Origin of the sequence: Kribbella sp. NPDC049174 (genome assembly GCF_043197365.1) — a bacterium.
Taxonomy (GTDB): Bacteria; Actinomycetota; Actinomycetes; order Propionibacteriales; family Kribbellaceae; genus Kribbella.
Map to the genome: position 1 here is coordinate 1,235,914 of NZ_JBICSZ010000001.1, position 23,590 is coordinate 1,259,503.

Consider the following 23,590-nt stretch of genomic DNA (forward strand, 5'->3'; position numbering starts at 1 on the left):
GGGAGGAGCTCGATGCGCGTGCTGGAGACGGTCGGAGGGCCGGCGGACCTCAAGAAGCTGACCGGTCAGCAGCTCACCGATCTCGCGGCGGAGATCCGGGATGTGCTGGTCGAGACCGTGTCACGGACCGGCGGCCACCTGGGTCCCAACCTGGGCATGGTCGAGATCACCATGGCGATGCACCGGGTGTTCGACTCGCCCCGGGACCGTCTCGTCTACGACACCGGTCACCAGACCTACGTGCACAAGCTGCTCACCGGCCGGGCGTCCGAGTTCGACACGCTCCGTCAGCAGGGCGGCCTGAGTGGGTACCCGTGCCAGGCCGAGTCCGAGCACGACATCGTCGAGAACAGCCACGCCTCGACCGCGCTGTCGTACGCCGACGGCCTCGCCAAGGCCTACCGGCTGCGCCAAGAGGACCGGCACGTGGTCGCGCTGATCGGCGACGGCGGCCTGACCGGCGGGATGGCCTGGGAGGCGCTGAACAACATCGCCGCCGCCAAGGACCTCAAACTCGTCATCATCGTCAACGACAACGGCCGCTCCTACAGCCCGACCGTCGGCGGCCTGGCCACGCACCTGACCAGCCTGCGCACCAACCCGCGGTACGAGAAGATCCTCGACCTGATCAAGAAGAACCTCGGGCGGACGCCGTACGTCGGAGCGCCGATGTACGAGGTGCTGCACGGGGTGAAGAAGGGCCTGAAGGACGTGCTCGCCCCGCAGGGCATGTTCGAGGACCTCGGCCTGAAGTACGTCGGTCCCGTCGACGGGCACGACCGTCAGGCAATGGAGGACGCACTCCGCAAGGCGAAGGCGTTCGGGGGACCGGTGATCGTGCACGCGGTGACCCAGAAGGGGTTCGGGTACGCCGCCGCCGAGCAGGACGAGGAGGACAACTTCCACCAGGTCCGGCCGGCGAACAAGCCGCGCGGCTGGACCGACGTGTTCTCCGACGAGCTGGTCCGGATCGGCCACCGCCGCCCGGACGTGGTCGCGATCACCGCGGCGATGTTGCACCCGACCGGCCTGGCGGCGTTCGCGCAGGAGTTCCCGGACCGGATCTTCGACGTCGGCATCGCCGAGCAGCACGCGGTGACGAGTGCGGCCGGTCTGGCGATGGGCGGTCTGCACCCGGTCGTCGGCCTCTACGCGACCTTCCTCAACCGAGCGTTCGACCAACTGCTGCTCGACGTCGCGCTGCACAAGTGCGGCGTCACCTTCGTGCTCGATCGCGCCGGTGTCACCGGTGACGACGGCGCGAGCCACAACGGCATGTGGGACATGTCGATCCTGCAGCTCGTCCCCGGCCTCCGGCTCGCCGCTCCGCGCGACGGCAAGCGGCTGGAAGAGCTGCTCAACGAGGCGGTCGACGTGTCCGACGCCCCGACCGTACTGCGCTATGCCAAGGGCGAGGTGTTCCCGGATATCGACGCGATCGAGCGGATCGGCGAGCTCGACGTCCTCGAGCGCGCCGGCACCGACGTACTGCTGGTCGGGATCGGCTCGATGGCGGCCACGGCGATGGACGTGGCGAACCGGCTGGAGGCGCAGGGCTTCGGTGTGACCGTGGTCGACCCGCGCTGGGTCAAGCCGGTCGACCCGAAGCTGGTCGAGCTGGCGGCAGGGTTCAAGTTCGTCGTCACCATCGAGGACAACGGCCGGGCCGGTGGCTGCGGGTCGATGATCGCGCAGGCACTCCGCGACGCCGGGGTGACCACTCCGGTCCGGGACTTCGGCATCCCGCAGCAGTTCCTGGATCACGCCAAGCGTCCCGCCGTACTGCAGGAGATCGGGTTGACCGGCCAGGAGCTGGCCCGGGACATCACCGAGCTGATCGCTCAGCACTCCGCTGACGCGATGCACGAGCCCGACCCGGCAAGCGGCCGCCCGGGCGGCGCCTGAGCCGGCCCCCGTGACTGCGCTGATGCCGCGCCTCCGGCGCAGCGGGTCATGGGGCTTTGACTCCCGGCCTTCCCTCGTCGCTCCAGTCGCTTCGCTCCCTGCGCTCCTCAGTCCAGGCCGGGAGGCCCCATGACCGGGTCGGGGCGGCACTCGTCGCCCCCGCGACGAAAGCACGCGGCGGCCAAGGGCCCACGGATCTGGCCGCTGCTGCTCTCCCTGGTTCTCGTGGTCGTTGCGGTGGCCGGCGGTCTCGCTCTGCACCAGTCGAGCGACCGCGCCGCCGGCTCCGACAAGACAGCGCGCAGTACGCCGGACATCGACCTGGCCGCTCGAGCCGCGGCCGTGGACCAGCTGCTCGGTAAGCGCGCCCAGGCCGTGCTCCAGGACAATCAGGCCGCGTTCCTCGCCGACGTCGATGCGGGGAACAAGAGCCTCGTCACCCGGCAGCGCTCCCTCTTCGCGAACCTGCGCCAGTTCGGTTTCGCCCGGCTCGTCTACCAGCAGCTGGGCCAGCAGTACGACGAAGCCGTGACGCGGAAGTACGGCCCGTCGACGTACCTGGTCGCGATCGCGATGACCTACCAGATCCGCGGCATCGACGCTGTACCCGTGCGGGCGATGCTCGGGTACACGTTCACCGAGCGCCCGGATGGCCGCTGGATGCTGGTCTCGGACACCGACCTCGACAAGCGGCTGCCACGCGGATCGCATCAGGAGGCGTGGGATACCGGCGCGGTGCTGGTGAAACGCGCGCCCCGGGTCCTCGTGGTAGTCGAGCAGGGTCAGGACGCGCTCGCGAACAACCTGCTCGGCAAGGCGAGCAGCGCGGTGAAGGCGGTGACCAAGAGCTGGCCGGGCGGCTGGAACGGCGCCGGTGTGGTGATCGCACTCGACGACAAGATCGTCCGCGGCGCCGACTACACCGCGCCGAAGAACGCCGAGGACGCGATCGCGATGGCGACCTGGGTGTACCGCACGCTTCCCGGTGAGGTCACCGGTGAGGGGCAGCGAGCGGACTCGTACGTCGTCATCAACCCGCGCAACCGTGCGAAGGTCGACGCCCGGACACTGGCGCACGAGTTCACCCACGTCGCGACCGCGCCGTACGGCGCCTATGCGCCGCGCTGGCTGGTCGAGGGTGCGGCGACGTACGTCGAGTTCCTGCCGATGGACGGCGCGGACAACCTCGCCCTGGACAAGTACCGGCAGGAGGTCAGGACGAAGTACCTGGTCAAGGCGAAGAGTCTGCCGGCCGACGCGGTGTTCTTCCAGCAGTCCGACAGCTCGTATCCGCTGTCCTGGCTGGCGGTCGACTACCTCTTCGAGCGCTTCGGCGGGACCGAGGTCGGCACGCTGTACCAGGAGATGGCAGCCCTCGGCTCGACCCAGCCCGAGCGGGACCGGATCATGCTCGAGCATGTCGGGATGACGGAGGCCGATCTCTTCAAGGCACTCAAGGCGGCTGCCGTCTGACGGCGTGTCGGTGGTGGAATCCGGGGAACCGAGTAGGGTAGCCGGGCTGTGACAGACGGGTACTCGGAGGAATGACCCGACGTGAGTGTGACCACCTCTAGCGCCGAACCGCCAGGCGCTCAGGATTCGCCCCATGGGCCTCGCCGCTGGCTGGGGTTGCTGGCCGCGGTCGCGCTCGTGTCCGGTGGCGTGGTCTACACCGTTGAAGACCGGGAACGGGATGCCCGGGCCAGGCCCAGTACGACGCAGACCGCGCCCAGCCCGAACCAGCCCACCAAACCGTCGAAGACCGCCGCCGCGATCGCCGCCCGCCGGGTCGCGATCGACACGATCCTGCTCCGCCGGGCCCAGGCCGTGCAGACCGTCAACGAGGCGCTGTTCCTGCAGGACGTCGACCCGGCCGACCGGGCGCTCCGGGCCGAGCAGAAGGTGCTGTTCGCGAACCTGGTCGAGATCGGCTTCACCGAGCTCGGCTACAGCCAGGCCGAGGAGCGGTTCAACCCGGGCGTGGTGAAGTCGCACGGGCGTACGACGTACCTGGTGCGGGTGCTGATGCGCTACCAGATCCCCAAGGTCGACCTGACGCCCGTCACCACCGAGCTCGGCTACACCTTCATCAACATCGGCGGCCGGTGGGTGCTCACCGACGACGACGACCTCGACAAGGACCTCGGGCCGGGCGCGCACCAGGAGGCGTGGGACCTGGGCCGGATCGAGGTGCACCGCGCTCCGCGGGTGCTGGCCGTGGTGGAGAAGGGCGACACCAAGCGCGGCCGGGCGATGGTCACCGAGGCGACCGAGGCACTGGAGCAGGTGACGGCGTACTGGCCACGGACATGGCGCGGGTCGGTGTTCCTGATCGCGCTGGACGAGGCCGACGTGCGCGACGCGCGGTTCGCCGACGAGGACATCGAGTCGGCCGCGAGTGCGGGATCGACGTTCTCGTCGCTGCCCGGTCAGGACACCGCCGACGGCACTGTGGCCGGCGCCTACATAGTGATCAATCCGAACGAGCGCGACCGGATCGACGAGATCCTGCTGGCGCACGAGATCACCCACGTGGCCACCGCGGACCTCGGCGGCTACGAACCGCTGTGGCTGGCCGAGGGCGCGGCGGAGTACGTGTCGTGGCGGGGGATCGAGGCGATCAGCGGACCGGGCGAGGTCGGCAAGTGGGAGCAAGAGGTCATCGACGATGCGTTGCCGGCGCTGACCGCGCTGCCGAGTGACGCCGGCTTCTACCAGAACAACGCGGACGTGTACGGCGTCAGTTGGCTCGCCGTCCGGTTCCTGGTCCAGCGGCTCGGACTCGAGAAAGTCGAGGAGCTGTACGAGGACATGGCGATGCATGGCATCGACCAGGCGTCCCGGGACCGGATCCTGTTCAGCCGCAGCGGCCTCGACGAAGTGACGTTGTGGACGTCACTCAAGACCTACCAACCGCAACGCTGAGTGGCGGTTTGACCTCGCGGTGTCAGAGGGGCAATCTCGAATGGGTCCGTCCATTGCGAGGAGGCGCTGATGAGTCTGTTGCGGAAGAAGACGATCGAGCAGTCGATCGCGGACACCGACGAGCCGGAGTACCAGCTCAAGAAACGCCTCACCGCGGTCGATCTGACGGTCTTCGGGATCGGCGTCATCATCGGTGCCGGCATCTTCACCCTGACCGGCCGGGCGGCGAAGACGTACGCCGGGCCGGGGATCGCGCTCTCGTTCGTGCTCGCCGCGATCTGCTGCACCCTGGCCGCGCTGTGCTACGCCGAGTTCTCGTCCACAGTGCCGGTGTCGGGGTCGGCGTACACGTTCTCGTACTTCTCCCTCGGTGAGATCTTCGCCTGGATCATCGGCTGGGACCTGCTGCTCGAGTTGATGCTCGGGGCAAGCGTCGTGGCGCAGGGCTGGTCGACGTACGCCGCCTTGTTCCTCGAACAGATCGGACTGGGCTGGCCCGAGTCGATCGGGCCGGACAGCAGTGTGAACGTGCTGGCGATGCTGCTCGTCCTCATTCTGGCGACGCTGGCGACGATCGGGATCAAGGAGTCGCTGCGGGTCAACCTGGTGCTGGTAGCGGTCAAGCTGTTCGTGGTGCTGTTCGTGATCATCGCCGGCCTGTTCTACGTCAAGGGCTCGAACCTGACGCCGTTCATCCCGCCGAGCGTGCCGACTGAGAGCGGTGACGTCACCATCACCACCCCGCTGTTCCAGGCGCTGTTCGGGTTCACCCCGTCGACGTTCGGCGTGATGGGCGTCATCTCCGGTGCGTCGCTGGTGTTCTTCGCGTTCATCGGGTTCGACGTGGTCGCGACCACCGCCGAGGAAGCGAAGAACCCGCAGCGCGACCTGCCCCGCGGCATCATCGGCTCGCTGGCGATCTGCACCGTGCTGTATGTGCTGGTCTGCATCGTGATCACCGGCATGGTCCACTACTCCGACATCAACAGCGAGGCGGCGTTGGCCGAGGCGTTCCGGTCGGTCGGCCGGCCGGGCTTCGCGACGCTGATCTCCGCCGGTGCGGTGGCCGGTCTGACCACGGTGGTGCTGACGCTGATGATCGGCGCCGCCCGGGTGGTGTTCGCGATGAGCCGCGACCACCTGATGCCGCGTGAGCTCGGAAAGACACATCGCAAGTGGGGTACGCCGTACCGCCTCACCATCGGGATCGGCCTCCTGGTCGCGCTGGTGGCCGGGCTCACCCCGATCGGCAAACTCGAGGAGATGGTGAACATCGGCACGCTGGCCGCGTTCACCCTGGTGTCGATCGCCGTACCGCTGCTGCGCCGGAGCCGGCCGGACATCAAGCGTTCCTTCCGGGTGCCGGGCAACCCGGTGATCCCGATCCTGGCCGCGCTGATCTGCATCTACCTGATGCTGAACCTGTCGCTGGAGACCTGGCTGCGGTTCGCGATCTGGATGGCGCTCGGCTTCGTCGTCTACTTCCTCTACGGCTACCGCAAGAGCCGCGTCGGCGAGGAAGAACGCACCGGCGAAAGCACCCGCGCCTAGGGCGCCCTAGTCCACTCTGGGGTCGGCTGGCGATAGTATCCGTCAGCCGACCACTGGAGGGGATCTGATGAAGCACCCGCGACGGCTTTTCGCGGGTGTCGCCGCGCTGGTGCTGGCGGGGACTGCCGGAGTGGTCGCCGTACGGTTGCAACAGGGTGGCTCCGCGGTCGGTAGTAGTGCGGCGGCGATCAAGGCCACGGCGGCGCCGGGGCAGCTCACCGACGCGCAGAGCGCGGCCCGGAAGACCGCGGTCGACGCCGTGCTCGCGAAGCGCTCCACCGCGGTGCTCAAGGGTGATCTGAAGGGCTTCCTCGCGGCCGTCGACCCGAAGCAGCCGCAGTTGGTCGCGCGGCAGCGGATGCTGTTCACGAACCTCCGCAAGTTCCGGTTCACCACCCTGAAGTACTTCGTCGCCGACGAGCGACCGTCGAAGGAGCTGACCGCCAAGTACGGCGCGGACATCTTCTCGACCCGGGTGATGATGCGCTACCAACTCACCGGCCTGGATCGGAAGCCGGTGCAGACCGACGTGGGCTACGCCTTCGTCCAGCGCGGCGGCGCCTGGGTCCTGGTCGAGGACAGCGCCATCGAGGAGACGCTGAGCCCGGACGGGCACCGGCAGCCGTGGGACTTCCAGGAGATCTCGGTGATCCGGAAGGGCCGGGTGCTCGTCGTGGTCGACAAGGGCGAACAAGCCCTCGGCCAGAAGATCGCCAAGGTGTCCCAGGGCGCGGTCGACGGCGTACAGCGGCACTGGCGGCGACCGTGGAACGGCGAGGTGATGGTGGTCGCGATGTCCGAGCCGCGGGTGATGGCGACGGTCTGGACCGCGGGCAGCGGGTCCGGCTGGACCATCGCGGCCAAGGCGGTCTCCCTGTACGACGGCGATCCGTGGGCGCAGAAGTCGGTACCACCGGTGAGCAGCCGGATCGTCGTCAACCCGGCCGTGCGGTCGAAGCTGGATCAGGATCTGCTGGTGCACGAGATGACGCATGTCGCGACGCTGCAGCTGGGGATCAAGACCCCGGTCTGGCTGGTCGAGGGGATCGCGGAGTACGTGCGGTGCGCGTCCATTGAGGACGATCCGCACTGGACTGTCGATCCCTACCGGAAGACGGTCCGGAGCAAGTACCTGCCGTCGATGAAGGTGCTGCCGACGCAGGCGGAGTTCAATGTCGCGGGGGATCGGTCGTACGGCCAGAGCTGGTGGATCACGGTGTACCTGGTCGATGAGCTGGGGGAGAAGGGTGTGGCCGATCTCTACACCGACCTCGCCAAGCACAACACCAGTCAGAAGGTGTACGCCGCGATCCTGAAGAAGCACACCGGGAAGACCGCCGCGCAGTTGGTCACAGCCGTCAAGAAGTTCAAAGGCTAGGAGCTTCCGCGCGACGGCCTCGGACGCTAGCGGGTGCCGGTTACTGTGAGCATTTCGCAGGGGCCGGCGAAGCCGGTGGGGGTTTGGAACTGGGTCAGTTGGTCGGTGATCTCCTGCCAGGCGGCGGCTCGGCCGGGCTCGTCGAGGCCGGACAGCATCTGGTGGAGGGCGCCGAAGGACTCGCGTTCGAAGCGGACGCAGTCGGCGGCGGTGGGCAGCCGGACCGGCGACGGTACGACGTCCACGGTGATGTCGTGGAATCCGGCCGCGGTGAAGGCCTGCTCGGCGACGCCGGGAGCGCCCAGGCTGAACGGACCGGGCTGACCGGGTGCCGGCGGCGGGAGCTCGGCACGACGGCGGATGATGCCGACCGGGATCGAGAAGAAGCCGTTGCGGTCCGGTGTCGAGTAGACGACCGCGGAGAATTTCCCACCCGGTCGGAGCGCCCGGTGAATGCCGCGCAGCGCGGCCTGCTGATCCGGGAAGTAGATCAGGCCGACGCGGGAGATGGCGGCGTCGAAGCTGCCCTCGTCGAGCGCGGACAGGTCCTCGCCGTCGGCCTCCAGCGTTTCCACCGTCGACACTCCGGACTCGGCGGCCACGCGAGCGGCGTACCCGAGGATGGCCGGCGAGATGTCGGTCGCGAGCACGTGTCCGCTCGGGCCTGCCAGCCGGGCCGCGGCGATGGTCTGGCCGCCCGCTCCGGCGGCGACATCGAGCACGCGATCACCGGCGCCGATGCCGGCAGCGCTGAGCATGGACGCGGTGGCGTCGCCGAGCCAGTCCTCGATGGTCGGACCCCATCGGTGCCAGGCCTCCGCGGCGTCCTCCCATTGCGCGCGCGTCGTCTGCTTGTAGACCTTCGGGTCGAAAGTGACGGTCATGGTTCCCCTCCTGTGTGAGGGTTCCAGCCCAGCAGCCGGGCCGTACGGGTTCTAGTACTGGTTCTGGACCTACCTGGTACACATCCTGGACCTGGGCACACAATGAGCCATGCGAGACTACGGCCAGTACTGTCCCGTGGCCCTGGCCAGCGAGGTGCTGGCCGACCGCTGGACGCCCTTGATCGTGCGCGAGCTCGTGCTCGGGAGCCGGCGGTTCAACGACATCGACCGCGGTCTGCCCGGCATCTCCCGCACGCTGCTCAAGCAACGCCTGAACCACCTGGAACGCAAGGGCGTGCTGGAGCTGATCCCGGTCGCCCGCGGCCACGAGTACCAGCTCACCCCGGCCGGTCGAGACCTCGAGGGCGTCATCATGGCGATCGGGGAGTGGGCGGTGCGGTGGATGTTCTCCGAGCCGCAGCCCCGGGAGGTCGATCCGGTCACGCTGACCTGGTGGATGTCGCGGCGGGTCGATTTCCAGAAGCTGCCCGGGCAGCGGGTCACCGTCGAGTTCGAGTACCGCGGTGACGACCCGACCCACATCTGGCTGATCCTCGACCGGCTGGAAGCCTCGGTGTGCACCGATCACCCTGGCTTCGACTCCGATGTCGTCCTCACCACCGAGCCGGTGGACCTGATGCGCGTCTTCTCCGGCATCATCAGCCTGACGCAAGCCACCGCGGACGGGACTGTCGCCCTGGCCGGCCCACCACGGCTCATCCGAGCCCTGCCGACCTGGTTCCTCTGGAGCCCGTTCGCTCCGGCTGTCCGGGAGCGAGTCAGCTAGCGCCGGAAAAGCTGCTGGGGGCCGGAGCGGGCTTCCGGCTCCGCACCGACCCCCAGCGGTCTTGGTCAGCTCAGGCTTGCGATGCCCTTCGGCAGGAAGCGTGAGCCGTTGGTCTTCTCCGAGATTCCGGTCCGGTCCAGGTATGGCGTGATGCCGCCGAGGTGGAACGGCCAGCCGGCGCCGAGCAGCAGGCACAGGTCGATGTCCTGCGCCTCCGCGACCACGCCCTCGTCGAGCATGATCCGGATCTCCTCGGCCAGCGCGGTCAGCACCCGGGTCCGCAGCTCCTCGGCCGTCGACGGCTTGTCGCCGACGGTCACCAGTGCCTCGACCTCCGGGTCCACCACCGGCTTGCCCTCCGGCCAGACGTAGAACGAACTCTTGCCCGCAGCAACCACCTTGGCCAGGTTCTCCGACACCGCGAACCGGTCCGGGTAGGCCCGGTTCATCGTCTCCGCCACGTGCAGCGCGACCGGCAGACCGACCAGTTGCAGCAGCACGAACGGCGGCATCGGCAGGCCGAGCGCGGTCAGCGCCTTGTCCGCCTCGCGGATCGGGGTGCCCTCGTCGACCGCCGCGCTGACCTCACCCAGGAAGCGGGTCAGCAGCCGGTTCACCACGAATGCCGGCGCGTCCTTGACCAGCACGCAGGACTTCTTCAGCGTCTTGCCGACCGCGAACGCGGTGGCCAGCGTCGCGTCGTCGGTCTGGTCCGCGCGGATGATCTCCAGCAGCGGCAGCACCGCGACCGGGTTGAAGAAGTGGAACCCGACCACCCGCTCCGGGTGCTCCAGGTCCGCGGCCATCTCGGTGACGGACAGGGACGAGGTGTTCGTCGCCAGCACCGCGTCCGGCCGGATGATCTTCTCCAGGTCGGCGAAGATCGTCTTCTTCAGCTGCAGTTCCTCGAACACGGCCTCGATCACGAAGTCCGCGTCCGCGAACACGGCCCGGTCGACCGATCCGGTGACGAGCGCCTTCAGCTGGTTCGCCTTGTCCGGCCGGATCCGGCCCTTGCCGAGCAGCTTGTCGATCTCGCCGTGCACGTACCCGACCCCACGGTCCACCCGCTCCTGGTCCAGGTCGGTGAGTACGACCGGCACCTCGAGGCGCCGTACGAACAGCAGCGCCAGCTGTCCTGCCATCAGGCCGGCGCCGACGACGCCGACCTTGGTGACCGGGCGGGCGAGCGACTTGTCCGGCGCGCCGGCCGGGCGCTTGGCCCGCTTGTTCACCAGGTCGAAGGCGTAGAGGCCGCTGCGCAGCTCCTCGCTCATGATCAGGTCGGCGAGCGCCTCGTCCTCGGCGGCGAAACCGCGGTCGCGATCGTTGTCCTTCGCCGCCGCGATCAGCTCGAGGGCCCGGTACGGCGCCGGGGCCGCCCCGCTCACCTTGACGTCGGCAAACCCCTTGCCGCGGGCAACAGCTGCGTCCCAGGCGTCACCACGGGCGATCTCCGCCCGCTCGACCGTGATCTCGCCCTTGAGCACCTTGCTCGCCCACAGCAGCGACTGCTCGAGGAAGTCGGCCGAGTCGAGCAGGACGTCGCCGATGCCGAGTTTCACCGCCTCCGGGCCGCTGAGCATCTTGTTCTGGTTCAGGGCGTTCTCGACGACGACCTTGACCGCGTTGTCCGCGCCGATCAGGTTCGGCAGCAGGAAGTTGCCGCCCCAGCCCGGGATCAGGCCGAGGAACACTTCGGGGGTCGACAGCATGCCGGCCGCGACCGAGACCGTGCGGTACGTGGCGTGCAGCGCGACCTCGAGGCCGCCGCCGAGCGCGACACCGTTCACGAACGCGAACGACGGCTTGCCACCGTCGACCAGTTTGCGCATCACGCCGTGCCCGATCCGGCCCAGGTTGAGCGCCTGCTCGCGGTCGATCAGCTTCGGTACGCCGGTCAGGTCGGCGCCGGCGGCCAGGATGAACGGCTTACCGGTGACACCGATGGCCACGACCTCGTCGCGGGCCAGGGCGGCGTCGATCGCGGTGTTCAGCGACGCCAGACCCTTCGGGCCGAACGTGTTCGGCTTCGTGTGGTCGTGCCCGTTGTCCAGCGTGATGAGGGCCATCGTGCCGGCCTTGCCCGGCAGCACGACGTCCCGCGAGTGCGCGAGCGTGACGACCTCGTCGGTCTCGATCGCGACCGCTGCGTCAATCAAGTCTTGGAGGCTCACGCGGCCGCCCCTTCCCAGTTCGGGTTCTCCCAGATGACAGTGCCGCCCATGCCGAGGCCGACGCACATGGTGGTCAGGCCGTACCGGACCTCCGGGCGCTGCTCGAACTGCTTGGCCAGCTGGTTCATCAGCCGGACGCCGGACGATGCCAGCGGGTGGCCGTAGGCGATCGCGCCGCCGTACGGGTTGACCCGCGGGTCGTCGTCGGCGATGCCGTAGTGCTCCAGGAACGCCAGCACCTGGACGGCGAACGCCTCGTTCACCTCGAACGCGTCGATGTCCTCGATCGTCAGCCCGGCCAGCTTGAGCGCCTTCTCGGTCGCCGGGACCGGGCCGACTCCCATCACCTCGGGCTCGACCCCGGCGAAGCCGTACGAGACCAGCTTCATCTTCGGGGTCAGGCCGAGCTCCGCGGCGGCCTCGGCGGAGGCGAGCACGCAGGCGGTCGCGCCGTCGTTGATGCCGGCCGAGTTGCCGGCCGTCACCCGGCCGTGCGGACGGAACGGCGTCTTCAGGCCGGCCAGGTCCTCGACCGTCGTCCCCGGGCGCATCGGCTCGTCGGTGCCGGCGTAGCCCCAGCCCTGCTCGGCCGACCGGGTCGCGATCGGGACCAGGTCGGGCTGGATCAGGTCGTTCGCGTAGGCCTTGGCCGCGCGCTCCTGGGACGCCGCGGCGAACGCGTCCGCGCGCTGCTTGGTGATGGTCGGGAACCGGTCGTGCAGGTTCTCCGCGGTCGACCCCATCACCAGGGCAGAGGTGTCGACCAGCTTCTCGGAGATGATCCGCGGGTTCGGGTCCACACCCTCGCCCATCGGGTGGCGGCCCATGTGCTCGACCCCGCCGGCCACGACCACGTCGTACGCACCGAAGGCGATCCCCGCGGCGGTGGTGGTGACGGCGGTCATCGCGCCGGCGCACATCCGGTCGATGGCGTAGCCGGGCGTGGTGTTCGGCAGACCGGCCAGCAGGGCCGCGGTCCGGCCGATGGTCAGGCCCTGGTCGCCGATCTGGGTGGTGGCCGCGATCGCCACCTCGTCCACCCGCTCGGGCGGGAGCTCCGGGTTGCGCCGCAGCAGCTCCCGGATGCACTTGATCACCAGGTCGTCGGCGCGCGTCTCGGCGTACTGGCCCTTGGCCTTGCCGAACGGGGTGCGAACGCCGTCGACGAACACGACATCGCGGATCTCACGGGGCACGAGGGCCCTCCTCTGGGGTTGGGAAAGCTATCCCGATGCTACCCGTGGGTAACAGAACTCCCAAAGTACCCACGCCTGTGCGGCTGCTCACAAACCACAACCGTGTGGTCACGCAGGCCTAACCCGTGGCGAACACCGGCGTTTCGGCGCATGCTGGTGGCAGGTAGCTTAGGGGAGCCGTTCTATGAACAACCTTGATCTCGCCGTACCGGTCCTGAGCCGGGGCAAACACCGCAATCCGCGCAAAGGCGCCTGCTTCATGGAGTTCGCCTCCTACCTGGCCGGCGAGCCGTGGTCGGACCATCCGTCCTGCACCCACCCGCTGCTCGCGGGCGTGGCGCGCGACGTCAACGACTGTACGACGGACGCCGGCCGCGCCCGGCTGGCTCCGCTGATCCCGTCGGTGATCGGGCTGACGCCGGACGACCCACACGTCGTACCGCGGGTCACGGCGCGCTGCATCCAGCACGCGCTGCCGATCGTCTCGCAGGAGCGGCAGTACATCCTCGCGGTGGCGCTGCTGGTGGGGGAGCGGCACCTCGCGGCGCTGGACGGGCGTCCGCTGGACGACCTCGAGCCGGCCTCGCGGGAAGCCCTCGAGTCGGTCCCGTCCGCGACCAAGTGGGCGCGGTCCTTCACCTCCCGGGCCCACCGGGGTACGCCGGACTTCGCGAAGCGGACCGCACCACGGGCCGTGTCCTGTGCGGTGGAAGGCATCTCGCAGGCCTGTGTGCCGGACCCGGACGACCGGCTCCTCAACCTGCTGACCGCGGCGATCGACGAATGCACGGCCTGGATGCCGAAGCCGGCACCGGTCGTACAGCCGCAGCCGCAGCCGCACCGTGAAGAGGCCGTGGAAGTTCGGTAGGCGACCAGTAGGCTTCACCGTGTGACATTGGAGATCGATACCGGTTCAGGATTGATGCCAGTCCACGAGTGGAAGCCCGACGGCGACAGCGGACCTGGGCTGCTGCTCCTGCAGGAGATCTTCGGGGTCTCCGATTACATCAAGCAGCGTGCGGCAGATCTTGCTGCCCTCGGGTACTACGTGATCGCGCCGGAGATCTACTGGCGGCTGGACGACACCGAGCTGGACGAGTCCGCGCCGGATCTGCTGGAGAAGGCGATGGCGATCATGGGCCGGCTCGACTGGGACCAGGCCGTCTCGGACTCGGTTGCCGCGCTGGAGTACCTGCGCAGTCGCGACGCGGGCACCGGTGTGGTCGGGTTCTGCTTCGGCGGCGGGCTCGGGTTCAATGTGACCGCGGTGTCCCCGGCCGATGTGCTGGTGAGCTACTACGGCTCGGCCCTACCGCGGTTGCTGGACCTCGCCCCGAAGGTGACCGCGACGAGTCTGCATCACTTCGGTGACGCCGACGCGTACCTGCCGGTCGACGACATCGTCGCCGTCCTGGACGATGCCGAGGTCCATCGCTATCCCGGCGCCGGTCACGCCTTCGACAACCCGTTGCCCGCCTTCCACCACGCCGAGGCCTCCGAGCTGGCGTGGCGGCGTACTGTCGCGTTTCTCTCCCGTCAACTTCCTACCTCCCAAGGATCCGCATGAGCCTCTACGACATTCCGCTGACGACCCTCTCCGGCGCTGCCACCTCGCTCGGCGAGTACAAGGGCAAGGCCGTTCTCATCGTGAACGTCGCCTCGAAGTGCGGTCTCACCCCGCAGTACGAGGGCCTGGAGAACCTGCAGAAGACGTACGCCTCCCGCGGCTTCACCGTCCTCGGCGCGCCCTGCAACCAGTTCGGCGGCCAGGAGCCGGGCACGTCGGACGAGATCTCCACCTTCTGCTCGACGACGTACGGCGTGACGTTCCCGATGCTCGACAAGCTCGAGGTGAACGGTGAGGCGCGGCACCCGCTGTACGCCGAGCTCACCGCGACCCCCGACGCCGCGGGCGAGGCCGGCGACATCCAGTGGAACTTCGAGAAGTTCCTGATCAGCCCCGAGGGCACGGTCGCCGCGCGCTTCCGCCCCCGCACCGAGCCGGAGTCTCCCGAGGTCGTCGAGGCGATCGAGGCCCAGCTGCCCGCTTAGTCCAGCGGTTTCGCCGGGGCTTCCGCAGCCATGGCGTCCGTGAGGACCTCGGCCGTGAGGCCGATCTGCCACTCGCGGGCGCCGTGGTCGCGCAGGAACGTGCTGACCACCTCGAGGTTCGGATCGGTCGGCGGCGACCAGGCCAGCCGGCGGATCGTGTCCGGCGCCATCAGGTTCTCGGTCGGCAGGCGGTGCGCTTCGGCGATCTCACCGACGGCGGACCGGGCGGCCGACAGGCGAGCGGCCGCATCGGGGTCCCGGTCGGCCCAGGCGCGGGCCGGCGGTGGGCCGTCGTACCGCGGTCCCTGCTTCGGTAGCTCGGACTCCGGCAGCCGGCGCGCGTGGTCGATGGCCTCCCACCACGTGCGCATGTGCCGATGGGCTCCGCGGCCCTTGAACGCGGTCAACCGCTGCAGCGTGTCCCGGTCGGCCGGCATCGCCGACGCGGCCTCCACGATCGCGGCGTCCGGCAGGATCCGGCCGGGGGAGATGTCGGCGGCCTCCGCGATCTGATCGCGGGCCTCCCACAACGCCCGGACGGTGGCCAGGCTGCGACGATTGCGGACCCGATGCATCCCCGACGTACGACGCCAGGGGTCGGGCTTCGGTTCACGCGGGGGAGCGGACAGGATCGCGGCGAACTCCTGCTCGGCCCAGTCCCACTTGCCCTCGCGACGCAGCTCGGCCTCGATCGCGTCGCGCAGTTCGATCAGCATCTCGACGTCGAGTGCGGCGTAGATCAGCCACGGCCCGGGCAACGGGCGGGTCGACCAGTCGGCCGCGGAGTGCTCCTTGCGCATCCGGTAGCCCAGTACTTCGCTGACCAGCGAGGCGAGGCCGACCTTCGGGTACCCGAGCAGACGGCCGGCCAGCTCGGTGTCGAACACCTTCCGTGGCACCATCCCGACCTCGGCCAGGCAGGCCAGGTCCTGGTTGGCGGCGTGGATGATCCACTCGGCGTCGACGATCGCGTCCCCGAGGGCGGACAGGTCCCCGAACGGGATCGGGTCGACCAAGGCCGAGCCGGCGCCCTCGCGGCGGAGCTGGACGAGGTACGCGCGGTGCGAGTAGCGGTAACCGGAGGCACGTTCGGCGTCGACGGCGACAGGCCCGGAGCCAGAGCGGAACGCGTCGACCACATCGGTCAACGCGGGGCTGGTGTCGACGACCTCAGAGAGGCCGTCACGGAGTTCGAGCAGTGGCTGGTGCGCGGTCGGGTCGTCCGGGACTGGCGGCTGCTGGGTCTCGGCCGGGCTCATCGGCCCCGCTGTCCGCGCCGGGTCGGCATCGCCACCACCCCCGGCGGCACCGGCGGCAGTCCGGCCGCCGTGCAGAGCACCTCGCCCCACGCCTCGGCGTGCCGGGTCACGTCCACGGCACCACCGCTGTCACCAGGTCCGGGCACCGGGCTCCAGGACGCACGGATCTCGATCTCCGCCGTCGCGTCGTCGTCGGCCATTCCGCCGAAGCTTTCGGATACCACCCTGGTGACGGTACCGCTCGGGGCCAGGAAGTCGGCACCCCGGTCGGTCAGGGCCTCCATCAGCCAGGTCCAGCCCACGCCGCCGAGCAGCGCGTCGGTCACCATTTCCGGCTCGACGGCCGCACGCACGTACGCGACACAGCGGAAGGTCGACTGCCAGGCGTCGTTCCCGTCCGGGTCGTAGAGGATGACCAGGCGGCCGGTGGCGACATCGTCACCGTCGACCGTCACGTCAGCGCTGACCGCCGCCGCATGCGGTGCGATCCGCTGCGGCGCGGGCATCTCCTCGACGAATACCTCGGGCCGGAACCGGGCACTGCGCAATTGCGACACTGCCTCGGCGAACTCCGCGGGTGGCGCGTCGACCTGCTTGCGGGCACCCATGCTTCGCAGCCTACGACTGATTACTCACCGACGCCCACGACGACGCGCCGGTAACGCGCGGTGCCTATGGCCGCGCCTCCGGCACGGCGTGGTCACGGGGCCTTGGCTCCCGGCCTTCCCTCGTCGCTCCAGTCGCTTCGCTCCCTGCGCTCCTCAGTCCAGGCCGGGAGGCCCCGTGACCGCATGTGAACGGGTCGGTGAGGCGTGGCATCATCGCTGTGTGCCCTTGACACCGCCTTCTGCCGACCGATCCCCTTTCCTGCTCGCGGCCCGGGGTGTGCCGGGGCCGCACACGCCGGTGTGGTTCATGCGGCAGGCCGGGCGCTCGCTGCCCGAGTACCGGGCGATCCGTGCGGGCACCACGATGCTCGAGTCCTGTATGCGCCCCGACCTCGTCGTCGAGATAACGCTGCAGCCGGTACGCCGTTACGGCGTCGACGCGGCCATCTTCTACTCCGACATCGTGCTGCCGCTGAAGGCGACCGGCTTCGACATCGAGATCAAGCCGGGTGTCGGTCCGGTCGTCGCCGTACCGGTTCGCGACGCCGCCGGCCTCGACGCGGTCCGCCCGGTCACTCCCGCGGACGTGCCCTACACCTCGGACTCGGTGAAGCAGCTGGTCTCCGAGCTCGACGGCACCCCGCTGATCGGCTTCGCCGGTGCGCCCTTCACGGTGGCGTCGTACCTGGTCGAGGGCGGGCCGAGCAAGGACCACGCGAAGACCAAGGCGCTGATGCACGGCAACCCGAAGCTGTGGCACGCGCTGGCGGACCGGCTGGCCGATGTGGCGATCGCGTACCTGTCGGTGCAGATCGAGGCGGGCGCGTCCGCTATCCAGCTGTTCGACTCGTGGGCGGGCGGGCTCTCGGCGCGCGACTACGCGCAGTTCGTCCAGCCGCACTCGGCCAAGGTGTTCGACGCGCTGGCGTCGTACGGCGTACCGAGGCTGCACTTCGGCGTGAACACGGGCGAGTTGCTCGGGCTGATGAGCGAGGCCGGCGCGGACGTCGTCGGGGTCGACTGGCGGGTGCCGCTGGACGAGGCGGTACGGCGGATCGCCGCGGCCGGATCGGGTCCGAAGCCGGTTCAGGGCAACCTGGATCCGGCCCTGCTGTTCGCCGGCTGGGACGCGTTGGAGCCGGAGATCGACCGCATCCTCGCGGAGGGGAAGGCGGCTCCCGGCCACATCTTCAACCTCGGCCACGGGGTCCCACCGGACACCGACCCCGAGGTGCTGCACCGGATCGTCCGGCACGTCCAGACCACGTCGGCCTCATGATCCGGCTGCCTGACCACAAGGTGACCCTGGAGCGCCTCACCACCGCACACGCAGACGCTGTACTGGCCTTCGAGCGGGAGAACCGGGAGTACTTCGCGGCCTCGGTGCATGACCGCGGGGACTCGTTCTTCACCGAGTTCGACGCGCGCCTTGCGGCGCTGCTGGCCGAGCAGGAGGCCGGAATCTGCCAGTTCCATGTCTTGGTGGACGACGCGGGTGCTGTGGTCGGGCGGGTGAACCTCATGGACCTCGAGAACGGCTCGGCGGAGCTCGGCTACCGGATCGCGGAGAAGGCAGCCGGGAAAGGGCTCGCCTCGGCGGCGGTACGGGCAATCGTGGGGGTTGCCGCAGCGGAGTACGGGCTGACGGCTCTGCGAGCGGGGACTTCGCACGAGAACGTGGCGTCGCAGGCGGTGCTGGTGCGGGCCGGTTTCCGGCGGGTGAGCGACGAAGCTGCGGACCCGGAGTACGAGTTGAAGCTGGAGAACGCGTGAGCTCGGTGGTCGTGGTCGGTGGCGGCATCAGCGGGCTGGCGGCCGCGTACGCGCTGGCGACCGGGCCGAACCCGCCGCGGATCAGCGTGCTGGAGGGGTCGCCTCGACTCGGTGGCAAGCTGGCCGGCGACGAGCTCGAAGGTGTTCCGGTCGACCTCGGTGCGGAATCGGTGCTCGCGCGGCGGCCGGAGGCGGTCGACCTGATCAAGGCGGTCGGACTCGGGGACGAGCTGGTGCACCCGGCGACGACCTCGGCCGGATTGTGGATCGGTGACCGGATCCGCGCGATCCCGGCGACGGTAATGGGCGTTCCCGTCGACCCTGCCGCGACCGCTGACGTCCTGGGAGCCGATGCCGCCGCGGAGGTTGCGCACGAGGCGGAGTTGCCGTCTCCGGCGTTGAGTGAGGACGTGGCGATCGGCCGGTTCGTCGCGGATCGGATGGGCAAGGCCGTCACGGACAAGCTGATCGACCCGCTGCTGGGTGGGGTGTACGCCGGGCGCGCCGAGGAGATCTCGCTGGCGGCCGCCGTACCCGAGCTCTACGCCAAGCTGCGTACCGCGCCGAGCCTGCTCGCGGCGACGGCTGAGCTGCGGGAGGCGGGCCAGCGGCGTGCTGGTCAGCCGGTGTTCGCGGGCATCGTGGGCGGGGTCAACCGGCTGATCTCTGCACTCGAGAAGGACCTGACGGGTCGCGGCGTCCAGATCAGGCGCCAACTGGCCGTACGACGGATCACGCGGACCGCTGACGGCTATGAGCTGGAGGCCGGGCCGGTGCCGGCTCCGACGTTCTTCACTGCGGATGCGGTGATCGTCGCCGTACCGGCGTCTCCTGCGGCCCGGATGCTGGCGCAGCTGGTGCCCGCGGCGTCTGCCGAGCTGGCGACGATCGAGTACGCGAGCATGGCGATCGTGACACTGGCTGTGCGTAAGCAGGACTGGCCGGAGGGCGCGACGGGGTCTGGGTTCCTGGTGCCGTCGGTGGAGGGGCGGACGATCAAGGCGTCGACGTACTCGCACGCCAAGTGGCAGTGGTCGAGTGACGCCGGGGGAGAGCTCGCTGTGCTCCGAGCCTCGGTGGGGCGGCTCGGCGAGGAGCACGTGCTGCAGCGGTCCGATCAGGAGCTGGTGGCACTGGCTACTGCGGATCTACAGCGTGCTGTGGGGTTGCAGGGGCCTGTGGTGGGCTCTCTGGTGACCAGATGGGGTGGTGGCCTGCCGCAGTACGCAGTGGGGCATTTGGACCGCGTGGACCGCGTTGAAGCGGCTGTGGCGGGCGAGCCTGGTCTGGCGGTGTGTGGAGCGGCGTACCGGGGTGTGGGGATCGCTGCGTGCGTCGCGTCGGGCAGCAAGGCAGCCACCCGGGTGCAGGCGTACTTAGGCACATTGGAGACAATGGTTCCGTGACAGAGAAGCCGAAGGCGCGTGAGCTGAACAATGTGATCCGCTACACCCTGTGGTCGGTCTTCAAGGTGGAGACGCCGCTGGGCGACGCGGACCGGGACGAGCTGACCGCCGAGCTGTCCGACCTGGTGGCGAAACTGGCGGCCGACGACGTGGTGATCCGCGGGATCTACGACGTCGAAGGATTCCGGGCGGACGCGGACTTCATGATCTGGTGGCACGCACCGACGTCGGACGCGCTGCAGAAGGCGTACCACGCGCTGCGCCGGTCCCGGCTCGGGCGGCACCTGGCGCCGATCTGGTCGCAGTTCGCGCTGCACCGGCCGGCCGAGTTCAACAAGAGCCACATCCCGGCGTTCCTGGCCGACGAGGAGCCACGGGCGTACGTGTGCGTGTACCCGTTCGTGCGGTCCTACGAGTGGTACCTGCTGCCGGACGAGGAGCGCCGGGCGATGCTGACCGAGCACGGGAAGATGGCCCGCGGGTACCCCGACGTCCGGGCGAACACGGTGGCGTCGTTCGCGCTCGGCGACTACGAGTGGATGCTGGCGTTCGAGGCGGACGAGCTGCACCGGATGGTCGACCTGATGCGCGACCTGCGGGCGTCCACGGCGAGGCGGCACGTGCGTGAGGAAGTGCCCTTCTACACCGGCAAGCGGACCGAGCTCGGCGAGCTGGTCGCCAACCTGGCCTAGCCGCGTGCACCGCAAAGCCTTCCCGGTGCTGTACGTCACCAACGTGCGCCGGTCCGTCGACTTCTACGCCCTGCTCGGCTACCAACAGACGTACCAGTTCCCGCTCGAAGGCGACCCGCACTACGTCGGCCTGGAGCGCGGCGATTCCTCCCTCGGCATCGCCGACTCCAACTGGCCCGAGGCCCAACTCGGCATCACCGTGGGAACCGCGCCGCGCTTCGAGCTTTTCGTGTACGTCGACGACGTCGAAGCGCAGGTCGAGACCTTCCGGGCCGCCGGCCACCGGATCCTGCAGGAGCCGGCCACGATGCCCTGGGGCGAACGCCAGGCCTACATCTCCGACCCCGACCAGAACCCGGTCGCCCTCGCCACCCCGGTCTGAGCCGGGTCAGGTGCCTGGCTTCTGGAAGAGGTAGTCCTCGGCGCGCATCGAGGTGGGCGGCTTGACGTCCTCGGGGAGGAGTTCGCGCAGCGTGCGCTCGGTCAGGCGGTCCGGGTGGTGGTCGGACAGGCGGGTCGCCTGGTTGGCGATGGCCTCCTCGAGCACGTTGCGGATGAACCGGCCGTTGCCGAAGTTGTGGCCACGCGGCGCCGGCGGGATGACCTGGCGGACCACGTCCAGCACGTCGTCGGTGTAGATCATGCCCTTCTGCCGGGCCTGGAGCTCGAAGATCGCGATGAGCTGGTCGGTGTCGTACTCGCTGAACGACAGCAACTTCGGGAACCGCGACGCCAGCCCGGTGTTGGACTCCATGAACCGCTGCATCTCGCGGTGGTAGCCGGCGACGATCACGATGCAGTCGTTGCGGTGGTCCTCCATCATCTTCAGGATGGTGGCGACGGCTTCGAGGCCGAAGTCGCCAGGAGTGCTCTCCGGCACCAGGGTGTACGCCTCGTCGACGAACAGCACCCCGCCGAGCGCCTCGCGGAACCTGGCCGCGGTCATCGGCGCGGTGGTGCCGACACTGGGACCGACCAGGTCGGACCGGTCGACCTCGACCACGTGGCCCTTCTCGAGCACGCCCAGCTGTTTGTAGATCCGGGCGAGCAATCGGGCGATCGTGGTCTTGGCGGTACCGGGCTTGCCGACGAACACCATGTGCCGGGCCCGGTCGTGACTCGGCAGGCCGAGCTCCTGGCGACGCAGGTTGGTCTTGATCTCGGCCACCATCCGGCGCACCGATTCCTTGACCGAGTCCAGCCCGATCAGCGCGTCCAGCTCGGCGAGCGGGTCGTCGCCGAAGTCAACCGGCGCTGGAACCGCCGGCTGGTCGGGCTCCGGCCCGGCCTCGGCAACAGGTGCGGGGACGGCCTGGATCACCGGCTCGGCCTCGGCCTGCGGACCGGCCGGATCATCGCGTACGGCGTCCCAGGCAAGCGACAGCGCCGGAGCGGTGGCCGGCCTGGAACTGTCGTCGGCCACCAGCCGGCGCTCACGGTCGAGGAGCCGGAAGAACGCACCCAGGTCCGGGACCTGCGGCTCCGGCCACGGCGCGTCCGCGAGCACGCCGGACAGGTGGACCGTGACCCGGGTGGCCGCAGCGGCCCAGGACCGCGCGAGCACCTCCTGGTCCCGGCGTACCGCGCGGGCCAGCCAGCCAGTGTTGCCGGCCAGCCAGGCGTGCGGATCGAAGCCGCCCCTGAGGTCGGCGAGGGCATTCTCGACATCCCAGCCGGCGCTCCCCAGGCTCTGCGCAACGGCCGGCGGAAGGCCGCCGAGCCCGATGGTCAGGATCAGCCCGGCCAGCAGTTGCGCGAAGTCGTCGGCATCGTCGTCGGAAGTCGCCATCAACAACTTGGCGTGCACGTCCCGCAGCGTGTTGAGCGAGTACTGCAAGGCCGCCCCGGAGCCCGCCAGCTCCGGGAGCACCGCGCGCTCATCGTCGCTGAGTACGGCGGTCCGCCAGAACTGAGCGATCGTCTCGTAGTCGGCGGTGGTGTGCATGCGGGTCGCCTCGCGGTCGGCCAGCACCCGGTCGAACGCGGCGGTCAGGGCCCGGGCACGGGTCGCCATCGGCGGCGCGTCGACGAACAGGCTCACCACGTCCCGGGACAGCTGCAAGGCCTGGCGGCGGCTCTGTTCGCGGAAGCTCCGCGCGCCGGACACCACCTGCAGCGGCCAGTCGGCGGCCGCGACCCGGATCACGTGTCCGGCGCCGCCGAGCCGGACCGACGGGCGGTAGAAGTCCCGGGTCAGCTCAGCGGCGATGTCGGCGCAGTCGCCGTGCAGCACCGGGATCCATCCGGTCAGCAGCGGGGCGACCTGATGGGTGAACCACACTGCGGCCGGCGTCCCCTTGACGAAGTCCGGAAAGGCGGCCGCGGGCGGCGGCCGCAGCGTGCTCGGATCCTCGGCCCAGGTGCGCAACCGGCCCCGGACACCGGCAATCCACGCATCCGGCACCTCCCAGGGCTGGTCGGCAGCGAGAACGTCGAGAACACGCGGTCTGCGGATGTCGTCAGCCACCTGGATCCTTTCCGCCCGTCGGGCATCGCGCTGGCTCACTTTAGTGCGTCAGCGGCCGACGGCCGGACCTCGGTGCCCCGCGCCCGCAGGCTCAGGCCGGGGTGAGGGTGAGGCTGATGCTGTTGATGCAGTAGCGGAGGTCGGTGGGGGTGCCGTAGCCCTCGCCTTCGAAGACGTGGCCGAGGTGGGAGCCGCAGTTGGCGCAGCGGACCTCGACACGCTTCATGCCGAGAGCGGTGTCCTCGATGTACTGGACCCGGTCCTCGGCCAGCGGCGCGAAGAACGACGGCCAGCCGCAATGGGAGTCGAACTTGGTCTCGCTGCGGAACAACTCCGCGTCACAGGCCCGGCACTTGTACACACCGACCGTCTTGGTGTCGGTGTACTCACCGGTGAACGGCCGCTCGGTGCCGGCCTTGCGCAGTACCTGGAACTCGGCAGGGGAGAGTTGCGCCTTCCACTCCGCATCGGACTTCTGTACGGCGTACTGCTTGATGTCATCTGTCACGGTTCCAGTATCGGCGCCCGGG

At 69.4% G+C, this 23,590-nt stretch carries 21 protein-coding genes; 14 read left to right on the top strand and 7 right to left on the bottom strand.

Annotation, left to right across the window (positions count from 1 at the left end):
* The first annotated feature begins 12 nt into the window (after positions 1-12).
* From dxs to ACGFIF_RS05690, 5 genes are all read left to right on the top strand, one after another.
* Positions 13-1,905, top strand: a complete 1,893-nt coding sequence (gene dxs / locus ACGFIF_RS05670; RefSeq protein WP_393151808.1) for a 1-deoxy-D-xylulose-5-phosphate synthase — start codon at positions 13-15, stop codon at positions 1,903-1,905.
* Between the two features lie 129 nt (positions 1,906-2,034).
* The gene (locus ACGFIF_RS05675) at positions 2,035-3,378 is read left to right on the top strand and encodes a hypothetical protein (RefSeq protein WP_393151810.1); all 1,344 of its coding nucleotides are present in this window, start codon (positions 2,035-2,037) and stop codon (positions 3,376-3,378) included.
* An 81-nt stretch (positions 3,379-3,459) separates the two neighbouring features.
* Positions 3,460-4,830 (top strand): hypothetical protein, encoded by a 1,371-nt coding sequence (locus ACGFIF_RS05680; protein WP_393151812.1) that lies wholly within the window; start codon positions 3,460-3,462, stop codon positions 4,828-4,830.
* 69 nt (positions 4,831-4,899) lie between these two features.
* Positions 4,900-6,381, top strand: coding sequence for an amino acid permease (locus ACGFIF_RS05685; RefSeq protein WP_393151814.1), 1,482 nt, complete (start codon positions 4,900-4,902; stop codon positions 6,379-6,381).
* Between the two features lie 67 nt (positions 6,382-6,448).
* Entirely contained in the window at positions 6,449-7,759 is a 1,311-nt protein-coding gene (locus tag ACGFIF_RS05690) for a peptidase MA family metallohydrolase (RefSeq protein WP_393151816.1), read from the top strand.
* Between the two features lie 26 nt (positions 7,760-7,785).
* On the opposite strand, the gene ACGFIF_RS05695 is transcribed toward ACGFIF_RS05690, so the two are convergent.
* Complete coding sequence (locus ACGFIF_RS05695) at positions 7,786-8,643, bottom strand: class I SAM-dependent methyltransferase (RefSeq protein ID WP_393151818.1); 858 nt, start codon at positions 8,641-8,643, stop codon at positions 7,786-7,788.
* Positions 8,644-8,752: 109 nt separating this feature from the next.
* On the opposite strand from ACGFIF_RS05695, the gene ACGFIF_RS05700 reads away from it, so the two are divergent.
* A complete protein-coding gene (locus ACGFIF_RS05700; protein WP_393151820.1) occupies positions 8,753-9,430 on the top strand; it encodes a winged helix-turn-helix transcriptional regulator in 678 nt (225 codons plus the stop codon).
* A 65-nt stretch (positions 9,431-9,495) separates the two neighbouring features.
* Here ACGFIF_RS05700 and ACGFIF_RS05705 read toward each other — a convergent pair whose 3' ends face one another.
* Together ACGFIF_RS05705 and ACGFIF_RS05710 are read right to left on the bottom strand one after the other, a co-directional pair.
* Positions 9,496-11,592, bottom strand: coding sequence for a 3-hydroxyacyl-CoA dehydrogenase NAD-binding domain-containing protein (locus ACGFIF_RS05705; protein ID WP_393151822.1), 2,097 nt, complete (start codon positions 11,590-11,592; stop codon positions 9,496-9,498).
* Between the two features lie 11 nt (positions 11,593-11,603).
* Positions 11,604-12,803, bottom strand: a complete 1,200-nt coding sequence (locus ACGFIF_RS05710; protein ID WP_393151824.1) for a thiolase family protein — start codon at positions 12,801-12,803, stop codon at positions 11,604-11,606.
* 184 nt (positions 12,804-12,987) lie between these two features.
* On the opposite strand from ACGFIF_RS05710, the gene ACGFIF_RS05715 reads away from it, so the two are divergent.
* The 3 genes from ACGFIF_RS05715 to ACGFIF_RS05725 are packed head-to-tail and all read left to right on the top strand — an operon-like array spanning position 12,988 to position 14,855.
* Positions 12,988-13,671: a hypothetical protein gene (locus ACGFIF_RS05715; RefSeq protein WP_393151826.1), complete on the top strand. Its 684-nt coding sequence runs from the start codon at positions 12,988-12,990 to the stop codon at positions 13,669-13,671.
* 54 nt (positions 13,672-13,725) lie between these two features.
* Entirely contained in the window at positions 13,726-14,370 is a 645-nt protein-coding gene (locus ACGFIF_RS05720; RefSeq protein ID WP_393151828.1) for a dienelactone hydrolase family protein, read from the top strand.
* Complete coding sequence (locus ACGFIF_RS05725) at positions 14,367-14,855, top strand: glutathione peroxidase (RefSeq protein ID WP_393151830.1); 489 nt, start codon at positions 14,367-14,369, stop codon at positions 14,853-14,855. The genes ACGFIF_RS05720 and ACGFIF_RS05725 overlap by 4 nt, the downstream gene beginning before the upstream one ends.
* On the opposite strand, the gene ACGFIF_RS05730 is transcribed toward ACGFIF_RS05725, so the two are convergent.
* On the bottom strand, positions 14,852-16,114 hold the full coding sequence (locus ACGFIF_RS05730) for a ribonuclease D (RefSeq protein ID WP_393151832.1): 1,263 nt from the start codon (positions 16,112-16,114) through the stop codon (positions 14,852-14,854). The genes ACGFIF_RS05725 and ACGFIF_RS05730 overlap by 4 nt on opposite strands.
* Entirely contained in the window at positions 16,111-16,722 is a 612-nt protein-coding gene (locus ACGFIF_RS05735; protein WP_393151834.1) for a DUF3000 domain-containing protein, read from the bottom strand. Before ACGFIF_RS05735 ends, ACGFIF_RS05730 begins: the two co-directional genes overlap by 4 nt.
* A gap of 226 nt (positions 16,723-16,948) precedes the next feature.
* Here ACGFIF_RS05735 and hemE point away from each other — a divergent pair, with 226 nt between their 5' ends.
* The 5 genes from hemE to ACGFIF_RS05760 are packed head-to-tail and all read left to right on the top strand — an operon-like array spanning position 16,949 to position 20,975.
* Positions 16,949-18,001: a uroporphyrinogen decarboxylase gene (gene hemE, locus ACGFIF_RS05740; RefSeq protein ID WP_393153645.1), complete on the top strand. Its 1,053-nt coding sequence runs from the start codon at positions 16,949-16,951 to the stop codon at positions 17,999-18,001.
* Entirely contained in the window at positions 17,998-18,495 is a 498-nt protein-coding gene (locus tag ACGFIF_RS05745) for a GNAT family N-acetyltransferase (RefSeq protein WP_393151836.1), read from the top strand. Before hemE ends, ACGFIF_RS05745 begins: the two co-directional genes overlap by 4 nt.
* A complete protein-coding gene (gene hemG / locus ACGFIF_RS05750) occupies positions 18,492-19,901 on the top strand; it encodes a protoporphyrinogen oxidase (RefSeq protein ID WP_393151838.1) in 1,410 nt (469 codons plus the stop codon). Before ACGFIF_RS05745 ends, hemG begins: the two co-directional genes overlap by 4 nt.
* A complete protein-coding gene (hemQ, locus tag ACGFIF_RS05755; protein ID WP_393151840.1) occupies positions 19,898-20,593 on the top strand; it encodes a hydrogen peroxide-dependent heme synthase in 696 nt (231 codons plus the stop codon). Before hemG ends, hemQ begins: the two co-directional genes overlap by 4 nt.
* A gap of 4 nt (positions 20,594-20,597) precedes the next feature.
* Complete coding sequence (locus ACGFIF_RS05760; RefSeq protein ID WP_393151842.1) at positions 20,598-20,975, top strand: VOC family protein; 378 nt, start codon at positions 20,598-20,600, stop codon at positions 20,973-20,975.
* Positions 20,976-20,981: 6 nt separating this feature from the next.
* Here ACGFIF_RS05760 and ACGFIF_RS05765 read toward each other — a convergent pair whose 3' ends face one another.
* Positions 20,982-23,060 carry an AAA family ATPase gene (locus ACGFIF_RS05765; protein ID WP_393151844.1) on the bottom strand — a complete coding sequence of 693 codons (2,079 nt, stop codon included), beginning with the start codon at positions 23,058-23,060 and terminating at the stop codon, positions 20,982-20,984.
* Positions 23,061-23,151: 91 nt separating this feature from the next.
* A complete protein-coding gene (gene msrB / locus ACGFIF_RS05770) occupies positions 23,152-23,568 on the bottom strand; it encodes a peptide-methionine (R)-S-oxide reductase MsrB (RefSeq protein ID WP_393151846.1) in 417 nt (138 codons plus the stop codon).
* Positions 23,569-23,590 lie beyond the last annotated feature (22 nt).

Bases quoted from the DNA above. Each gene is read 5' to 3' on its own strand.
- ACGFIF_RS05695 (WP_393151818.1), bottom strand. From the start codon at position 8,643: ATGACCGTCACTTTCGACCCGAAGGTCTACAAGCAGACGACGCGCGCG.
- ACGFIF_RS05700 (WP_393151820.1), top strand. From the start codon at position 8,753: ATGCGAGACTACGGCCAGTACTGTCCCGTGGCCCTGGCCAGCGAGGTG.
- ACGFIF_RS05675 (WP_393151810.1), top strand. From the start codon at position 2,035: ATGACCGGGTCGGGGCGGCACTCGTCGCCCCCGCGACGAAAGCACGCG.
- ACGFIF_RS05715 (WP_393151826.1), top strand. From the start codon at position 12,988: ATGAACAACCTTGATCTCGCCGTACCGGTCCTGAGCCGGGGCAAACAC.
- ACGFIF_RS05725 (WP_393151830.1), top strand. From the start codon at position 14,367: ATGAGCCTCTACGACATTCCGCTGACGACCCTCTCCGGCGCTGCCACC.
- ACGFIF_RS05720 (WP_393151828.1), top strand. From the start codon at position 13,726: ATGCCAGTCCACGAGTGGAAGCCCGACGGCGACAGCGGACCTGGGCTG.
- ACGFIF_RS05685 (WP_393151814.1), top strand. From the start codon at position 4,900: ATGAGTCTGTTGCGGAAGAAGACGATCGAGCAGTCGATCGCGGACACC.
- dxs (WP_393151808.1), top strand. From the start codon at position 13: ATGCGCGTGCTGGAGACGGTCGGAGGGCCGGCGGACCTCAAGAAGCTG.
- ACGFIF_RS05745 (WP_393151836.1), top strand. From the start codon at position 17,998: ATGATCCGGCTGCCTGACCACAAGGTGACCCTGGAGCGCCTCACCACC.
- ACGFIF_RS05730 (WP_393151832.1), bottom strand. From the start codon at position 16,114: ATGAGCCCGGCCGAGACCCAGCAGCCGCCAGTCCCGGACGACCCGACC.
- ACGFIF_RS05690 (WP_393151816.1), top strand. From the start codon at position 6,449: ATGAAGCACCCGCGACGGCTTTTCGCGGGTGTCGCCGCGCTGGTGCTG.
- ACGFIF_RS05735 (WP_393151834.1), bottom strand. From the start codon at position 16,722: ATGGGTGCCCGCAAGCAGGTCGACGCGCCACCCGCGGAGTTCGCCGAG.